Annotated in this window: 11 protein-coding genes; 6 read left to right on the forward strand and 5 right to left on the reverse strand. The window is 73.1% G+C overall.

From position 1 onward, the window contains the following. Positions 1 to 1,008: 1,008 nt before the first annotated feature. Entirely contained in the window at positions 1,009 to 3,066 is a 2,058-nt protein-coding gene (locus tag CAP_RS00340; protein ID WP_044234675.1) for a HEAT repeat domain-containing protein, read from the reverse strand. A 42-nt stretch (positions 3,067 to 3,108) separates the two neighbouring features. Here CAP_RS00340 and CAP_RS00345 point away from each other — a divergent pair, with 42 nt between their 5' ends. Continuing rightward, positions 3,109 to 4,080, forward strand: coding sequence for an XdhC family protein (locus CAP_RS00345; protein WP_044234677.1), 972 nt, complete (start codon positions 3,109 to 3,111; stop codon positions 4,078 to 4,080). Continuing rightward, positions 4,077 to 4,706 carry a nucleotidyltransferase family protein gene (locus CAP_RS00350; protein ID WP_044234679.1) on the forward strand — a complete coding sequence of 210 codons (630 nt, stop codon included), beginning with the start codon at positions 4,077 to 4,079 and terminating at the stop codon, positions 4,704 to 4,706. Before CAP_RS00345 ends, CAP_RS00350 begins: the two co-directional genes overlap by 4 nt. Positions 4,707 to 4,764: 58 nt before the next feature. Here CAP_RS00350 and CAP_RS00355 read toward each other — a convergent pair whose 3' ends face one another. Next, entirely contained in the window at positions 4,765 to 5,526 is a 762-nt protein-coding gene (locus CAP_RS00355) for a hypothetical protein (protein ID WP_044234681.1), read from the reverse strand. A 524-nt stretch (positions 5,527 to 6,050) separates the two neighbouring features. Between CAP_RS00355 and CAP_RS00360 the strand changes: the two genes are divergently transcribed. The 3 genes from CAP_RS00360 to CAP_RS00370 are packed head-to-tail and all read left to right on the forward strand — an operon-like array spanning position 6,051 to position 9,744. Further along, the gene (locus tag CAP_RS00360) at positions 6,051 to 8,306 is read left to right on the forward strand and encodes a xanthine dehydrogenase family protein molybdopterin-binding subunit (RefSeq protein ID WP_044234684.1); all 2,256 of its coding nucleotides are present in this window, start codon (positions 6,051 to 6,053) and stop codon (positions 8,304 to 8,306) included. Then, the gene (locus tag CAP_RS00365) at positions 8,303 to 8,851 is read left to right on the forward strand and encodes a (2Fe-2S)-binding protein (RefSeq protein WP_081864406.1); all 549 of its coding nucleotides are present in this window, start codon (positions 8,303 to 8,305) and stop codon (positions 8,849 to 8,851) included. The genes CAP_RS00360 and CAP_RS00365 overlap by 4 nt, the downstream gene beginning before the upstream one ends. Continuing rightward, positions 8,848 to 9,744 carry an FAD binding domain-containing protein gene (locus tag CAP_RS00370; protein WP_044234686.1) on the forward strand — a complete coding sequence of 299 codons (897 nt, stop codon included), beginning with the start codon at positions 8,848 to 8,850 and terminating at the stop codon, positions 9,742 to 9,744. Before CAP_RS00365 ends, CAP_RS00370 begins: the two co-directional genes overlap by 4 nt. Before the next feature lie 51 nt (positions 9,745 to 9,795). On the opposite strand, the gene CAP_RS00375 is transcribed toward CAP_RS00370, so the two are convergent. Together CAP_RS00375 and CAP_RS00380 are read right to left on the reverse strand one after the other, a co-directional pair. Beyond that, positions 9,796 to 10,179 carry a DUF533 domain-containing protein gene (locus tag CAP_RS00375; RefSeq protein WP_044234692.1) on the reverse strand — a complete coding sequence of 128 codons (384 nt, stop codon included), beginning with the start codon at positions 10,177 to 10,179 and terminating at the stop codon, positions 9,796 to 9,798. A gap of 56 nt (positions 10,180 to 10,235) precedes the next feature. Further along, a complete protein-coding gene (locus CAP_RS00380; RefSeq protein ID WP_044234694.1) occupies positions 10,236 to 13,031 on the reverse strand; it encodes a hypothetical protein in 2,796 nt (931 codons plus the stop codon). A gap of 225 nt (positions 13,032 to 13,256) precedes the next feature. Between CAP_RS00380 and CAP_RS00385 the strand changes: the two genes are divergently transcribed. Then, the gene (locus tag CAP_RS00385) at positions 13,257 to 14,474 is read left to right on the forward strand and encodes an SUMF1/EgtB/PvdO family nonheme iron enzyme (RefSeq protein WP_052373873.1); all 1,218 of its coding nucleotides are present in this window, start codon (positions 13,257 to 13,259) and stop codon (positions 14,472 to 14,474) included. Between the two features lie 161 nt (positions 14,475 to 14,635). Here CAP_RS00385 and CAP_RS00390 read toward each other — a convergent pair. Continuing rightward, positions 14,636 to 17,656, reverse strand: a 3,021-nt coding sequence (locus CAP_RS00390; protein WP_044234752.1) for a GAF domain-containing protein, incomplete at its 5' end; no start/stop codon positions are given.

A 17,656-nucleotide genomic window follows, 5' to 3' on the forward strand; every position in this document is an offset into this window, starting at 1 on the left:
CTGGAGCGCGTGCCGCAGGCCCTCCACGACGACGAAGACGACGACAGCGCCGCGACCGTGATGCGCGAGTACCCGGTGCCCCGAGGCCCCGACAGTGCCGGGCGCAGGGGCGCAGGTGGGCCTGTCCCGAAGGCTGCGCCACCTTCCGCGCCCCGGGGGCCCAGGTTGCCGCCGCCGGCCTCGGCGAGCGCGCACCTGGGGAGCACCGTGGCGCTCGACACGTCAGCCTCTCCTGGCGTCCCCGATGCGCCCTGGGCAAGCCGGGGCGGCGGGCTCGCTCCGGCCCAGGGCTTGCCGGCGTCGTACGACGACGACGACGACGACGACGTGCGCACGGTCATGCGCGAGGGGCCGGAGGCCTCGCTCGCGGCCGGGCTGCAGCGCGGGCCTGGTCCCGCTGCTTCCCAGGTCGCCGGGAGCCACGGCGCCTTCGCTGCAACGGCTGCATTCTCCCCTCAAGCTGGAGCGCCGGGCGGATTCCCTGGTGAAGCGCGCCCGTCGCCCTATGGCGGTGTCCCTGGCGGCGGTCACGGCGGCGGTCACGGTGGAGCGATGTCCGGTGGCGCGCCGCTGTTCGGTGGTCCTGGCGGGGCTGGTGGGGCTGGTGGGCCCGCAGCGGCGTACCCTGGGGGTGGCGGCTACGGTGGGCCGGACGCTGCACCCCATGCAGGGGGGTATGGCGGTCCCGCGGGCGCCCAGCCGCCCGGCGGTTACGGTGGTCCCGGGGCCGGGGGTCTGTCTCCGGGCGGCTACGGCGCGCCCCCGGGAGCCCAGCAGCCTGGTGGCTACGGGGGGCCCGGTCCGGGACAGATGCCGGGCGGCTACGGCGGCTCCGGCCCCGCGCAGACACCCGGCGGCTATGGTGGGCCCGCAGGCATGGCGCAACCCGGCGGCTTTCCAGGCGCCGGGCAGCAGCCGGGAGGCCTTCTCGGCCCCTCGATGATCGGCTCCTTCGGCGCCAACCAGCGCCCCGGAGAGACCGGCATGGCCCCTTTCGCGGGGGCTCCTTCAGGACCGGCGGGGATGTCTCCGTTCGCGGCCCCCGGAGGGTTGCTCCCCGCTCCCGAGCCGCCCTCGAAGTCGCCCTGGCGCAGCGTGCTCATTCTGATGCTCGTGGCCATCGTGGTGGGCGCGGCGGTGGCGGTGCTCGCCATGAACTCCGGCGCTGTCTGAGCGGCCCTCCGCGTTCTCCCGGCGCACCCTGCCGCCCTCCGTATCCCGCACGAAGACCTGGATCTGCGCCTCGAAGCCGCCCATGTCGATGGACGTGAGCAGCTCGGCCTTCAGGCCCGAGCGCTCCGCCGCGGTCGCGGTACGCGTGGGCAGCGGCGAGATCCACACCAGCTTGCCCTCCGGTGCCAGAAGCCGCGCCGCATTGTAAACGAAGCGCTCCAGCATCTCCCCGAGGTCGGTCCGCCGATGCAGGCGGCGTCCCAGCGGCGGGTTGCTGAGGATCAGCGTCGGCGGCTCGGCCCGACGCCCTTTCCCTCCACCCGCGCCGCCACCGCTGCCCGCGCCGCCACCGCTGCCCGCGCCGCCAGTGCTGCCAGTGCTGCGTCCCCACGGCACCACGCTCGACAGCGCGTCCCGCTCGAAGAGTTCCGCGTCCCCGGCTCCGGCCGCGTTCAGGTTCTCGCGCGCGACCGCGAGCGCTGCCGGATCGAGGTCCGATCCGTAAAGCCGCCGGTAGGGCCCGAGCTTCGCCCGCTCGCACAGCTCCAGCCCCGAGCCCACGAAAGGATCCCACACCACGTCGTCGGGCCGCGCCCCGGCGATCCGCGCGAGCGCCGCAGCGACCGTCGGGTGTGACGCGGCGGGGACGTCGCCGCGCCGGTACGTGAAGCGCGGATCGGGCAGGTTCGGAGACAGCTCCACCCGCACCCGGTCCCCTGCCTCGTGCACCAGCACCTCCCAGGCGCTGTCGCGCGGATCGTTCACCAGATCGGGGGCCCTCGCCTGCACCGCCTGCGCGACCTTCCACGTCTGCGCGCGCCGCTTCCCGCCCCCGGTCCACGCGATCCGGTAGCGCACGGGCCCCGAGGTCAGCCCGCGCAGCGCGGTGCCTGCCTCGCGTGACAGGAGCCGCTCGGCCACCACGTCGGCCACGTCCTCGCCAGCCCGCAGCGCGCGCGCCGGGAGCGGGATCGCCAGCGAGAGCATGGTGCGCGCCTGGAACAGCGTGTTCAGCGGCTGCGCGAGCGCGAACTCCACCCGCACCCCGCCGGGAGGATCGTGCGCGATCTTCGCCTTGCCCCCCGAGAGCGCGCCGACCTCCTCCAGGAGGAGCCGTTCGAGCCCCGGGCGACAGCGCAGGGCGACCCGGAACGGCCGCTCCGGCGTGGCGTCGCCCAGGATGGTGGAGGCCCGCTCGCGGGAGAGCGTGCGCTTGACCATCAGCTCGGCGCGCTTGCGGGCCTCGCCGATCACCGGATCGAGCGACAGCCCTTCGAGCAGCGTCATCGCCTCGCGTCCCCCCACGCGCCCGAGCGCCGCCACCATGGCCCGCCGCACCTCCGGCGCCTGCTCCTCACGCGCCGCCGCGAGCATCGCCTGCTCGACGGCAGCGGGCTCTGGCCCCGCGCCCATCTTGCCGAGGGCCACTGCCGCGAGCCGCCGCGTGCGGGCATCGTCGTCCCGCAGCCTCGCCAGCAAGAAGGTCCGCGCTGCCGCGACCTCGGCGACCTCGGCGACCTCACCCACCGCAGGCTGCCCTCCCTCCCCGGGGGACACCTCGCGCGCCGCCTCGCCTGACGCTCCCCCCGCGGACTGGCCGGCGCCCCAGGGTTGCCCTCCGGCTGCGGGCGCCTCGATGGCCCCGCTGGCGATCCGCCCGATCAACCGGATCAGCAGCGCCCTCGCGGGGAGCACCGCCTCGGACGCGCGGCCAAGCGCTGCCGGCAGCGCCGCAGCCCCTGCCCGCCGCAGGGCCTTCTCGGCGAGCGCACCGGTCTCCTCGTCACCTCCGACCACGAGATCGAGCAGCTCCTGGAAGTGACGCTTCCCTGGCGTGAAGCCAGGGTCCGCGAGGTTCCTGGCGAGCGCGGGTAGAGTGGCGGGTGCAGTCATCTGATCCTTTCGTCCCGGCGAGGGGTCGCTAGAGTTTCATCCATGCCCGACCTGAGCCAGCTCATCCCGCGCACGGCCCTGCCGCACGAGGTCCTGCGCGTGGCGCTGGACGCTCTCGAGCGGGGCCGCCGGGTCGTAGTCGCATCGGTCGTGGCGCGCCACGGGTCTGCGCCCTCCACACCAGGACAGAAGCTCTGCCTCGTGGAGGACCTCACCGCGGTGGGCACCGTCGGCGGAGGCGCCGTCGAGAAAGCCGTGCTGACGGCCATGGCCAGCGCGCTCGACGATCCCACGAGCACCCCCAGGCTCGACACCTTCCGGCTCGGCCCGTCGCTCGGCATGTGCTGCGGCGGTTCCGTCGACATCCTCATCGAGCCCATGCACCCCGCCGTCCACGTCCTCGTCGTCGGCGCGGGCCACGTCGGCACCGTCACGGCGCCCTTGCTCGCCGCGCTCGGCTTCCGCGTCACCCTCTGCGACGCCCGCGAAGCCGCCGCGGATCTCTCGCGCCTCGTCCCCGTGGCCCTGCCGTCTCCTGGGGCCCCGCTCCCGGCCGGGCAGCGCATCGAGGAGCCCCGCCCTGCCCAGTCGGTGCGCCTCGTGCACGCCGACCACGACGACCCCGAGGTCACCGCCCTCTTCAGCGGTGCCTTCCCCGAGGCTGCGGCCGTGGTGATGACCCATGATCACCAGCTCGATCAGACGGCCGTCGAGTGGGCCATCACGCGCGGCTTCGGCTTCGTCGGCGCGGTGGGGAGCCGGGCCAAGGCTGCCCGCACCCGCGCGCGCCTGGAGGCCAAGGGCGTCCCCGAGCCGGACCTCGCCCGGGTGCGCATCCCCATCGGCATCGACATCGGCGCCCGCACCCCCGCCGAGATCGCCGTGTCCATCGCCGCCGAGCTGATCGCGTGGCGCTCGGGTCGTCAGCGCCCCCGCTGGTCCGCCGTGAACGAGGCCCTGGTCGACCGTTCCAGCGCCGATTGCTCCAGCGCCAGCGACGAGGTGGACGCGTGAGCGCCCCCGTCGCCATCCTCCTCGCCGCAGGGCGCGGCACGCGGCTTGGCGGCCCGAAGGCGCTCCTCGCCTGGCCCGGCGCGACGAAGGGCGCCCCCGAGCGTCCCCTGGCCATCGCGCACGCCGAGGCGCGCCTCGACGCCGAGAGCGCGCGCGTCCTCATCGTCGCCCGTCAGCCCGTGGTCACCGCCTTGATCCGCTACGTGCGACCGGGCATCGACCTCCTGGTCTCCCACGCCGCCGACGATCTCGGCCCGGCCGGCTCCCTCGCGGTGGCCGCGAGCCGCCTCGCCCCCACCGACATCGCCATCATCTCCCCCGTCGACACCCCTCCTGCGCGGGGGACCACGGTGGCGCAGCTCCTCGCGCGCATCGCTCAGGGAGACCCACCGCCCCTCGCCGTGCGCCCGCGCCACGACAGCCGTGGGGGTCACCCGGTGGTGGTCCGCGCCGCGGCCCTCGCGCGCTATGCCGAACCGGATCCGCCGCCGCTGCGCGACCACCTGCGCTCCCTCGGCGCCGGCATCGTCGACCACGACGTCGACGACCCCGCGATCCTCACCGACCTCGACAAGCCCATCGACCTCTTCCGGCTCACCGGCACCCAGCCTCGTTTCCTCGGCTGAAGAAGCGCTGACCGGCAACGCTGCTGCGCGCCCCGCGTTCCCCGCGTCGGGCCGTGTCTCAGGGCTGGTTCAACGGTGCCGCGGCGTGTCCCGCGGGCGCCTGGCGGCCCACGCGCTCCGTGGGAGGAATCGCCTCGATCGGGATGCTGGGCGGCACGCTGGGCCTCACGGCCAAGGGCTCCACCCGCACGTCGGGCCGCGTCACCGGGCCGGTGTCGGCGTGGTTCGGGGCGCGCAGGTGGATGCGCTGGAACTGCCGCGACTTCGGGCCCAGCGCGTCGCGCACCGCGCGCTTGAAGCGCAGGTAGCGCTCGAAGGCAGGACCGTACGCCGACGCGCGCGCCTCCCGCGCCATCCCGAGCGTCCTGTCGGCATGGAGCGCCTCGTTGACCTCCTTCACGGTCCGCGCGGCGAGCTGCCCGAACGCGCCCTGCGCCAGCTCGTCGGCCCAGGTCTCCCCGGCGTGATCGTCGAGCGTATCGATCATCCCCTCGATGGCGTCGAGCCGATCCAGGTCGGTCTGCTGCGACCGCAGCGCGTCGGGCAGCACCGCCTCCGGCGCGAAGGCCAGCACCCGCCCCCGCACCTCGCGGTAGGGACGATCGAGGGTGACCAGCGCCTCCATCGCCTCGCGTTGCTCTTTCCTGAACGCCGCCTCGCTGACCCGGACCGCCTCGTGCGCGTTCAGGAAAGCCTCGGCAGCCTCGCGGAGCGACGTCTCGTAAACCCGGACCACGACCATCTTCATGCCCGGCTCCGAGGCCACTTCGTCGCAGCGCTGCAGCACCCGGGAAAACCGACTGTAATCGATGGACCCCATGGGGAATACCTCCGGAGGGGGGGACCTGCCTTCAACCGCCTGAGATGCAGCAGGCCACCGCTGGCGAGGCACCAGACAGATCCGAGGGTAGCCGAAACCGAAAGGCCTGCCAGCCGAGAAAACTACGACCTGTTTGTCGGTAATCTCCTTCTGCTCACCGTAAGACAACAGCGTCACCCGTTACGCGGCGCAGGGACGTTCGTTCGATGGGGTCGCCTGCGGCTCCCCCGCAGGTCGTGTCTTCGTATCGCGCGCGGGTCGTGTGCGGGTCGTGTGCGGGTCGTGTGCGGGTCGTGTGCGGGTCGATCGCCTGAGGAGGCGCGGAGGTGACGCCGTACGGCGGTCGGGCTCGCCATTGAATCCCCCTGCGCGTAGCGCATTGCGACAGACGTCCCACGCAATCTGCACGCGGAGCCGGCAGCGCCGTGCGCCCGCTATCGAATGCGCGCAATCCGCCCTCCCTTTCACGGCGTAACCAGTCGACGCCCCTGTCCCCCGCAGGATAAGGTCGCAGGGACCAGCCCATGGCGACGAGCCCCCCCTCGACCCACTCTGTGGGTGTCAGCGTTCCCCGGACCGACGGCACGGCCAAGGTCACCGGATCTGCGCGTTACATTGACGATCTCCCCGGCATGCCCGGGGAGATCTTCGGACGCACCCTCCGCAGCACCGTCCCCCGCGGTGTCCTGCGCGGTATTCGTCTCGACCCGAGCTTCGACTGGAGCGACGTCACCGTCGTCGAGGCCCGGGACATCCCGGTGAACGCCATCCTGATGATCAGCGAGGAGCAGCCCGTCCTCGCCGAAGGCAAGATCCTCCACGCCTACGAGCCTGTCGCGCTCATCGCATGTCCCGACCGCCTCAAGCTCGACCGCGCCGCCCGAGCCATCACCCTCGACATCGAGCCGCTCCCGGCCATCCTCGACATCGACACCGCCCTCGCCGGCAAGGACGTCATCTGGGGAGAGGACAACGTCTTCAAGCGCTACCTGATCACCAAGGGCCGCGGCGACGCCGAGGGCCGCGCCGCGAGCGAGGCCGGCATCGACGCCGCGCTCGCGGCCTGCGACGTGGTGGTCTCCGGACGCTACGAGACCCACCACCAGGAGCAGCTCTACATCGAGCCCCAGGGCTTCGTGGCCTTCTGGGACGACGCCGGCGTGCACGTCACCGGCTCGCTCCAGTGTCCCTACTACGTGCACAAGGTCCTCAAGCGCGCCCTCGACCTGTCCTCCGAGCGCGTCCACGTGACCCAGGCCGTCACCGGCGGCGGCTTCGGCGGCAAGGAGGAGTACCCCTCCATCATCGCCCTGCACGCCGCCCTCCTCGCCCGGAAGAGCCGCCGCCCCGTGCGGATGATCTACGACCGCACCGAGGACATCGAGGCCACCACCAAGCGCCACCCCGCCATCGTCGAGATCACCACCGGCTGCGACCGCGACGGCACCCTGCGCGCGCTGAAGGCCCGCATCCTCATGGATGGCGGCGCCTACATGACCTTGACCCCCGTCGTCCTCTCCCGGGGCACCCTGCATGCCGCGGGCGCCTACCGCTGGCAGGACGCCTTCATCGAGTCCGTCGCCGTCGCCACCAACACCCCGCCGAACGGCGCCTTCCGCGGCTTCGGCGCGCCCCAGACCATCTGGGCCATCGAGCGGCACATGGACCGCATCGCCCGTGCGATCGGCAAGGATCCGGTCGCCCTCCGCGCCCAGAACCTCCTCCGCTCCGGCGACACCACCGCCACCGGACAGACCCTCGGCCTCTCCGTGGGCGGACACGCCTGCCTCGAAGCCGCGCTCGCCGAGAGCGGGTACCACGAGAAGCGCGCCGCTGGCCCCGCGGTGAACGGCCGCGTCGCCCGCGGCATCGGCGCCTCCGTCTTCATGCACGGCGCGGGCTTCACCGGCTCCGGCGAGCGCATGCTCAAGGGCAAGGTCGCCATCGACCTCCTCCCCGGCGGCCGCCTCCAGATCCGCACCGCCTCCACCGACATCGGCCAGGGCACCGAGACCGTCTTCCGCCAGATCGCCGCCGACGCCGCGGGCATCCCCGTCACCCACGTCGACTTCGCCGTCCCCAGCACCACCGTCGTCCCCGACTCCGGCCCCACGGTCGCCTCCCGCACGGTCATGGTCGTCGGCGCCATCGTGGAGGGCGCCTCCCGCGAGATCGCCGAGCGCGTCCTCGCCGAGCAAGCCGCGGGCGGCGGCTCCTTCACGGAGGCCGGTGACCGGCTCCTCTCCCGCGAGCGCGAGGTGAGCTGCCTCAAGGTGTACGAGCCTCCCTCCTTCATCCAGTGGGACGACACCACCTACAAGGGCGACGCCTACCCTTGCTTCGCCTGGGCCTGCGACATCGCCGAGGTCGAGGTCGACCTCGACACCTTCGAGGTCACCGTGAAGAACTTCTGGTCCGCCACCGACGTGGGCAAGGCCATCCACCCCGTGATGTGCAAGGGCCAGATCGAGGGCGGCACGTTGCAGGCGATCGGGTGGGCCCTCTGCGAGGAGGTCGTCTGGAAGGAGGGCCTCATCAAGAACCCCCGCATGACGAACTACATCATCCCCACCTCCCTCGACGCCCCGCCCTTCCACACCACCCTCATCGAGGAGCCCTGGCCGTACGGCCCTGGCGGAGGCGCCAAGGGCATCGGCGAGCTGCCCATGGACGGCGGCGCCCCGGCGCTCGCCGCGGCCATCGAGCACGCCACGGGGCTCATCGCCGACAGCTTGCCCATGACACCGGAGCGCCTGCATACGCTCGCGAGGACCGCATGAAGATCTCGTTCAAGGTGAACGGCGCCGCGCGGGAGCTCGACGCTCCGCCCCTCCAGCGGCTCCTCGACGCGCTTCGCCTCGTCCTCGGCCTGACCGGCACCAAGGAAGGTTGCGCCGAGGGCGAGTGCGGCGCCTGCACCGTCCTGCTCGACGGCGAGCCCGTCAACGCCTGCCTGGTCCCCGTGGGTCAGTGTCAGGGCCGCGAGATCACCACCGTGGAGGGCCTCGGCGCCGCGGGCCACCTGAGCCCCCTCCAGCGCTGCTTCATCGATCACGGCGGCGCCCAGTGCGGCATCTGCACCCCTGGCGTGCTCATCTCCGCGGAGCACCTCCTCCGCCGCAACCCCGACCCCGACGACGACGCCATCCGCGAGGCCCTCGCCGGCAACCTCTGCCGCTGCACCGGCTACCAGCGCATCATCGAGAGCGTGCGCGCCGCGGCCGTGCTCCGGCGTGCCGACGCGCGCGACGTCGGCGACCCGCGCGACGTCGGCGACGCGCGTGGCGCGCGTGATGTCAGCCACGACCGGCAGGAGGCCCCGTGAGCGTCTCCGACCTGCGCCTCTTCGAGATGCGCCGCCCCGCGGACCTCCCCGACGTCTGCGCCGTCCTCGCCGAGCGCGTCTCCCGGAGCGAGCCCACCGTGCTCCTCGCCGGCGGCACCGACTGGCTCGTCGAGCAGGAGACGCGCCCCGCGTTCGCGAAGGAGGCCGCGCTTCCGCTCGTCCTCGACGTCTCCCGCCTCCCTGCGCTGCGCGGCATCACCCTCGACGGCGACCGCCTCCGCATCGGCGCCGCCGCCACCTACCTCGACATGCGCCGCGACCCTGCCGTCCTCGCCCGCGCGCCCATGCTCGAACGCATGGGCCGCGACATCGGCGCCATCCAGATCCAGGCCCGCGGCACCCTCGGTGGCAACCTCGCCACCGCCTCACCTGCTGCCGACGGCGTGACCGCCCTCGCCGCCTACGACGCCACCCTCGTGGTCCACAGCGTCCGCGGCGAGCGCCGCATCCCCTTCGCCTCCCTCCAGACCGCCTACAAGCGCTCCACCCGCGCCGCCGACGAGGTCATCGTCGCCGTCGAGATCGACCTCCCCCCCGCCGGCTCCCCCTGGATCTGGCGCAAGGTCGGCACCCGCCGCGCCCAGTCCATCTCCAAGGTGGCCCTCGCCGGCGTGGCCGTCCGCGAAGGCGACCGCCTCACCCGCCTGGGCCTCGGCATGGCGTCCGTCGCCCCCGTGACCGCGCTCCTCTCCAGGGTGCGCACCCTCGCCACCTCGCGCCCCCTCCGCGACCTCACCGCCGCCGACATCGACGCTGCCGTCGACGCCGACGTCTCCCCCATCGACGACATCCGCTCCACCCGCGACTACCGCGCGCACTGCGCCCGCTCCGTGGTCCGCGCCTTCCTGCGCGACCTCGGCGCGCCCGTGTAACGAACGCGCTTTGCGCGGCGGGGCGAGGGGTCGCGAGACCCTTCGTGGAGACTAGAGCATGGTCATGTGCGCCTGGGCGCGCTGCTCGGCGGCCTCGCGGATCTGGCGCGCCTCGTCCTCGGCGAGGCCGAGGTGCGTCGACAGCGCCTCGAGGAACTTCTTCTCGGCCTCGTGCTGCTCCTTGTCCACGAAGGTCAGGTACACCGCGTGCTGGAGCAGCAACCGGCGATCAGCCTCCGAGAGATCGTCGAGGGGAATGTCGTCGAGCGTCTTCTGCTCGGAGGCGTACTCGCGGATGAACTGCGCCTCCGTCTCGTTCGCCTCGAACGCGGAGATGAGCGCCTCCACCATCTCGCGCTCGCTGTCGTGGTACTCCCCGTCCGCCCACGCAACGCTCACCAGAGACTTCAAGATCGCCAGGTCCTGCGTCTTCATGGCAGGGAGTGTCCACGGTCCGAGGGGCGAGCGTCAATCGCCAGCCGCGAGATCCCTCACGGCGTCGCTGCCGTCGCGGGATCCACGGACGCCGAGAGGAACCCCGGGCGCAGGGTGTAGGCCACCCCCGCCGCGCCGACGAGGAGGAGCGCCAGGAGCGCCATCCACAGGGGCCTCTTGCGCCCACCCCCCGGGGACACCACGACCGGCGCGACCCTGACCGGCGCGACCCTGACCGGCACCGGCGTCGGCGTCATCGCCGCCGACGTCTCGGCCGGGAGCGAAGACGTCCGCCGCGCCGGATCCACGAGCTGGAACCCTCCCACCGGGGGCGGCGTGACCGTCATGTCGAGCCCTGCGAGCGCCTTGAGGGTCCGCGCTGCGACGCGTCGGCCGGGGTCCTCCTCGGGCCGCGCGAACTTCTCCAGCAGATCGTCGGCCCGGGTCCTCTCTCCGACCTCCTCCGTCGTCCGAGCGGCCGCCCGCATGGCGACCTGGAGAAGGGCGGCCGTCGGCGTGAGGATCGGCTCCGGCGGTGCTGTCTCCGCGGATGGCGTGAGGTCACCGCCCGCAGCGAGGTCCTGACCTGCGGGGGAGGCCTCGGCAGGTGCGAGTACTGCAGCAGGAGCAGGAGAGGGGGTCGCGGTCCAGACCGGAGCTGCGGCGGCGAGTTCCGGGCCGGAAACCCCGGGGTTGCCGGGAGAAGCTTCTTCTGTCGCGGGAGGCGCGACGGAGGGCTCGACGGGAGCGATCACCGCGGGAGGCACGACGGAGGGCTCGACGCGAGCAGCCACCCCAGGGGGAACGACAGTGTTCTCGGCGTGAGCGGCCACCGAGGGCGGTGGAGCGGAAGGTTCCACGGCCACGGCCACCGGAGGGGGTGCAGCAGAGGGCTCCGCGGCGACAGCCACCGCACCTGACGCGGCGGGAACGTCGACGTGTGCAGCCACCGGCGGCGGTGCGACAGACGCCTCGACGACTGCGGTCACCTCGGGAGGCGCGACAGAGGGCTCGACGGCTGCGGCCGCAGGGGGCGGTGCAGGCGTTGCCGTGGAGAGGGCGTCGCACGGCTGCGGGTCCACCGGAGGAGGCGCGAGAGCGCTGAGGCGCAAGGGGAGCGTCAGCTCCTGAGGCTCGACGTGGTCGCGCAGCGGCAGCGAGAACGGTGCAGGCGCGGCGAACTGCGTCCCGGCAGCCGGAGAGGGCAGGGGAGTGACCGCGGGAAGGGGCGCAGGCGTCAGCGCCAGAGGAGGCACAGGCGTCAGCGCCGGAAGAGGCGCAGGTGTCAGCGCCGGAGGCACCGGAGGAGGCGCAAAGGCCGTCACCACGTCGAGCGTCGTGGGGGCCCCTGGTTCCTCGACAGCCGTGTCGACAGGCTCCACCCAGGTCATCCCGATCGCCGTCGGCGTAGGCTCGGGGGTCGGCGGCGCCGCCTCCAGTACCGGCAGCGCGGGCACGACGGAGGGCGGCAGAGGAGTCGACACACGCGGCGCGCCCGGACTGACCTCCAGAACCTTCAAGGCAGCGGGCAGGGAAGGGGACGGATCGGGAGGCGTCTGCCGTGCTGCCTCCGGAGGCTGCACGGACCGCGGCAAGGCAGCGGCTGGCGCAGGAAGGGGAGACAGTGCTTCTTCTGGCACATGCGCCGGCAAGAACGGGCTCGGCTCGACAGGCGTCTGCAGCGCGTGCGGCGACGAGGACGATGACGCGACGCGCGCCATCACGGGCGCCGGCGGCTCTTCCAGGGCGTCGAGCAGTGCCGCGTCGTCCTCCAGGCTGGTGTGGAGCAACGGAGCGCTCTCCTGGAGCGACGCACGGCCCTGAAGGCCCTCGCGCTCAGGCTCTGCGGCGGCGCTGTGCGCAAGCACGGGCCCCGACGCCTGCACGACCGGGAGGAGCGCCACCATCGTGGGGGGAGCGGTGGAGACGTCGTCCTGCACCGTGGAGCCCTGGGACGCGACCTTCGCGAGGGTGTCTGCACCGACGGTCAGCGCGGGGACTACGAGTGCGATGGCTGCAGGAAGCGAGGTCGCGATGTCGTCTTCCGGCCCCGGAAGAGGCGCCATGTTCCCCCGCACCACCTCGGGTGCAGGCAGGGACGCCCCCGCGGGCTGCGGGGCGAGCGCCGGGGCTGTCTGTGCTGCTCCGTGGGGTTCCGCAACGACAGGCGGTGCAACAGGAGCAACAGGCGCTGCGATCGGCTGGAGGGGTGCTGCGACGGGCTGGAGGGGCGCAGCGACGGGCTGGAGGGGCGCAGCGACGGGCTGGAGGGGCGCGGCGATCGGCTGGTGGAGGGGCGCGGCGATCGGCTGGTGGAGGGGCGCAGCGACCGGCGCGGCCTGCAAGGCGACAGGCGCCTGCGCTGCGGGCTGCACGGGCACCTGGGCTGTGACACGAGGGGCCTTCCGCAGCCGCCCGGACTCCCTGGCGCGCAGGGTCTCGCGCGCCAGACGGGCCAGCGAACGGCGTGCAGCGCTGCGGTTCACCGGGATCAGCGCCGCCTCGATCTCCTCCACCACCGTGTCGGCGCCGCGGTCCGTCTCCGCGCGCGGGCGCGCTGCCACCGCGAGCCCGGGCATGGCCGTCCCCGAGGAGACCGTGAGCAGGCGCGCCAGCACGTCCCGCAGCATCCGCGCTGACTCCGACGCGGGCACGGGAGAGCCGCGCCGCGCCATGGTCACCGTCCCCTCGGTGGTGAGGAGCACGGCCCGGTCGTCGATCGACAGCGGGAGCCGCGAGGTGGCGTCGGCGATGGCCAGGGTGAGGTAGCCCGCGGTCTCCGCCACCATCGCCGCGCTGCGCACGGCAGCGGCCGAGAGGACCTCTTCCAGCGTGATGCAGGCGTCGGTCATGCTCGGTCCTTCGCGGCGAGCCCCGGGGTAATGCACTTCGCGAGCATGCTTTGCCCGGAGCTAGCGGGTGCCCGGCACCTGGGCCAACTCCTCTGCATGACCTGCCCGACACCCCCCCCGTCCACCCCGGCTTCCCGGTGCCGCGTGTCCCAGAGCGGGGGGTGGCAACGGCCCTTGACGGATGCGCGGAGCCCGCTCCATGGTGCGCCGCTCGCCCCGCGTCCCATGCACTTCCCCCGCTCTTTTCTTCACGTCGCGTCGCTGCTCCTGCCGCTCTCTGCCGCCCTCGCCGCCTCGGCCTGCCGTGACACGTCCGGCGATGCAGGCACGACCGAAGGCAAGCCGGCCTCCAGCGTGGCGCACGCCTCGCTCCTCGGCGCGCCCACGACCGGAGCCTCCGCCGCTGCGCCCCCCGGCAGCGCTCCGCCGGGGAGCAGCGCCCAGGTTGCGACTGCGCCATCCACCTCCGCGAGCGCTGCCGCCGCCGCCGCTCCGCCGCCGCCCCTGCCCGACGAGGACCTCTACCCGACCACCCTGGACGCCCAGCGCGAGGCGATGTTCGGCCGCATGGCCGCGACCATGCGCCTCAGCGAGGCGCAGCTCGCCGCAGTCCGCGCCATCTTCGGCAAGTCCAAGGTCCTCGGCCAGGGCAACCCCGCCCTCGCGAAGTACGCCATGACCCGGCGCCAGTGCCGCGAGACCCGCGAGCGCGCGCAGGTCGTCGACGCCGACAAGCCGATGTGCGGCGCCCCCTTCATGGTCCCCCTCTACGACCCTGCCGCCGGCCAGACCGAGGCCGACGCCAAGGCGTGCATCGACCGCTACGAGTTCCCCGGCATCCCCTGCGAGCACCCCGTGGTGTGGGCCACCGCCCGCGAGGCCTCCGAGCTGTGCTCCGCCGTGGGCAAGCGCCTCTGCGACGCCCACGAGTGGGAAGGCGGCTGCGCCGGCGCGCTCCACACCCCCGACGACGAGTACGTCTTCAACCGCGAGCGCAAGCTCTCCCGCCACCGCCACAACGACAAGCGTGACATCCGCTGGGCCTACGGCGCCGAGAAGGACCACGCCCGCTGCGCGACGGCGAGCAACAAGACCAAGGGCTGCACCTCCGGAGGCTGGAAGCGCTGCGGCACCAACGCCTACCCGGCGGGCGCGTTCCCTGGCTGCGTGAGCCCCCTCGGCGTCTACGACCAGCACGGCAACGTCGCCGAGCACATGAACCTCCCCACCAGGCCCGAGGAGATGTCGAGCGCCGGGGGCATGGGCTACACGGAGATGAAGGGGAGCTGGTTCATCTTCTCCGGCTACGAGGCCCACCCCGACGACTGCCGCTGGCGCGCCCCCGACTGGCACGGCACCAAGGTGAAGGACCACAACAGCCACGGGAACTACCACCTCGGCTTCCGCTGCTGCGGCTCGGCGAGCACCCCGGCCACGCCCTGAACCATGCGGCCGGGGACGGTGTCCGCTTCCAGAGGCGACGGGCGTCAGGCCCGAAGCGGCAGAGCGCTGTGGAAGCCGCGGGTGGATCGCGGAGTGGGGGGCCCCGACGAGCTTTGCTCGGCGTGGGGCGGGTGCGCGAGCCCCTGCCGTGTGAATGAGAATCAGGCGAGGGCGGAGCGGATGCGGCCGGCTTCGCCGGAGTGGCGGAGGGCGTGGAGGATGCCGCTCTGGAGGGTGCCCACGGTGACGATGCCCTTGAGGTCGATGTTGAGGGACACGATGGTGTGGGCGACCTCGGGGCGCATGCCGGTGAGGACCACCTGGGCGCCGAGGAGGCGGAGGGCGGCGGCGGTCTTGATGAGGGAGCTGGCGACGTGGGAGTCGACGCGACGCACGCCGGTGATGTCGATGATCACCACAGAGGCGGCCCGTGACTGCGCGCCTTCGAGGGCGGTCTCCAGCACCTGGTTGACCCGCGCGGCGTCCATGGTGCCGATGAGGGGCATGACCATGATCCGGTCGGTGATGGGGATGAGCGGCGTGGACATCTCCGAGAGGCGCTCGTGCTGCACCTGGATGACCTCTTCCTGGAGCCTGGCGCGCTCGATCTCGGCCCGGGCGCGCTCGCCCAGCTCGCGGGTGAGGTGATCGTTCGTCTCGCGCAGCTCCTCGGTGCGCAGGGCGATCTGGGCCTCCAGCTCGCCGTTGAGGCGCTGCAGCGCGGTCGTGGAGGCCTGGACGCGGGCGACGAGGAGGGCGTTCTCCACGGCGATGGCGGCCTGGGAGCAAAGGACGTGGCAGATCTCCAGGCGGGCCGGGGTGAAAGCGTCGGCGGCGTCGTTGTGCTCCAGGTAGAGGACGCCGGTGAGCTTTCCCTGGTGGGTCAGGGCGAGGCACAGGAGGGAGCGCGGGCGCCGGGCGAGGATGTAAGGGTCGCCGGCGAAGCGGGTGTCGCGGTGGGCGTCGGCGAGGACCACGGGGTCTCGGGTGCGCTCGACGTAGTGGACCACGGTGTGGGCCACGTCCCGGGTCTCCTCCAGGGGGACAGGCGGGCCCACGGTGACGGTATCCGGCTGCACCGTCATCGAGGTGCTCGTCATCAGCTTGCCCTCGCGGGGCAGGAAGAGGAAGCCGCGCTGGGCGCCGGCGTTCTCGACGACGAGGCGCATGATCCGGTCGAGCACCTTCTCCAGGACGATCTCGCTGGCGATGGCCTGGGCGGCGCGGAGCAGGGCGACCATGTCGAGCGCGCTGCTCTTGGTGTCACCGGTGGTGGTGGTGACGGTGCTCGACGGGAGGGCAGGGGAGGCCTCTGCGGATCCCCCGGGTCGCTGCATCCCCGGCCAGGGGACGAAGATCTCGGCGTACGTCTCGGCGAGGTGCTCGGCCTTGGCGGTGGCGCCCCAGCGGAGGTAGGCGCCGTGCGCTTCGGAGAGGTGCAGGGAGGCCGCGTGGGGCCGGCCCTCGGCGAGGTGCAGCTCGGCGAGCATCTCGCTGGCGAAGGCCTGGTGGTGGACAAAGCCGTGGCGCCGCGCCGCCTCGATGGCCTGATCCAGGAGGCCCATCGCGGCGATCGGGTCGCCGGAGGCGCGCGCGAGCGCGGCGTCGACGAGGAGCTTCTTGTGCAGGAAGCTCTCGGGGCAGCTCTCGGTCCACGCGGCGAGCTGGGCGCGGCCCTGGGCGAGGGCCTCGGCGTCGGCGCCGCCTGCGCCGTCCGCGCCGTCCGCGCCGTCCGCGCCGTCCGCGCCGAGCGTGGCGCGGGCGAGGCTCGCGTAGAAGATCAGGTCGGTCAGGAAGAAGCACCCGGCAAGGGCCGTGCAGAAGGGCTCGGCGCGCACGGCGGAGGCGAGGGCGCCCCGGGGGTCGCCGTAGAGCACCGCGAGCTGGACCTTGAGGGTGTAGTACCAGCCGGCGTTGAACGAGGCGTCTGCCTGCTCCAGGCGGGCCTCGAGGGCGTCCTCGTCGAAGGTCGCGTCGCCCAGCGAGGTGCGGGCCCGGGTCTCGCCCATGAGGCACGCGGCGAACTGCATGCCGAGTTCCACCACCTCGATGCCAGGGGCGTTCTTCAAGCTCACGAGGCGCGCGCGCACCTCGGTGAGCCCGGCGCGAAGGGCACGCAGCTCCTCGCCCGCGGCGGCCTTGTTGAAGAGCTTCATGTAAGCGCAGTACGAGAAGGAGAGGGTGTCGCCCGACTCCAGCGCGAGCTTCATCCCCCGCGCGGCGCGCGGGAGCGACGCCCGGAGCGGCTCGAAGAGCGTCATCAAGGTGCTCGCCGCGGAGCAGAGGACCTTCGCCTCCACCCGGGGGCTGTTCCACCGCGCGCAGAGCGCGAGGCCGAGTTCACCGAAGCGGTGGGCCTCCCGGAGCTTGCCGGAGGCCTGGAGGACGAGGCCGTAGAGCATGTAGGCGTAGGCCGACAGGTCCATGTGGCCGTGCTCGAGCGAGATGTTGACCGCCCTCGCCACGGCCAGCGCGAACTGGACCGGATCGACGAAGTAGCCGGCGAGGCTCATGTCGATGAGGATCTTCATCTCCAGGCGCCGCTCGGGGTCGACGAGGCCAGGGGCGTCGAGCAGCGCTTCGGGGGTGCGCTCGGCCAGGGTCGCCTGGGCCCTGGCGAGCTCGGCCTCCATCCGCGCGGCGCGCCCTCCAGCGCCGGTGGGCGCCTCCAGGCCGAAGAGCGCGAGGGCCGTCCAGCCCGCGTCCAGGGTCTCGCGGTACTTGCCGGCCGTCGTGTAGAGCACCATCCGCATGTCGTGGAGGTGGGCCTGGTCGGCCGGGGCGTGGGCGCGCGCGATCGCCGTGCCGAAGAGCGCCTCGGCCTCGGCGAGGTCGCCCGTGAGGAAGGCGCACTCGCACAGCTCGGCGTGCAGGCCGTAGCAGAGCGCGTAGTCGTCCGCCCAGGAGGCGTCGAGCGCGTCGCCCAGCAGGGCGATCCCGGCGCGCAGGTAGTCCGCGGCGGTCTGGTAGGCAATGGCCGCCTTGGCCCTCCGGCCGACGGTGAGGTTCATCTCCGCGAGGGCGCGGCGCTCCGCGCGATCGGTGATGAGCATTGCCCCCCGGTTCAGGTGCTCGGTGATCGTGAACAGCGCCTCGTCGCGCGAGGAGCCGCCGCTCTCGCCGCGCAAGAGGCGGCCGATGGTGAGGTGGACCTCCTGCTTGTGACCGTCCTCGACCATCCG

It is taken from the genome of Chondromyces apiculatus DSM 436, assembly GCF_000601485.1.
Lineage (GTDB): Bacteria > Myxococcota_A > Polyangia > Polyangiales > Polyangiaceae > Chondromyces > Chondromyces apiculatus.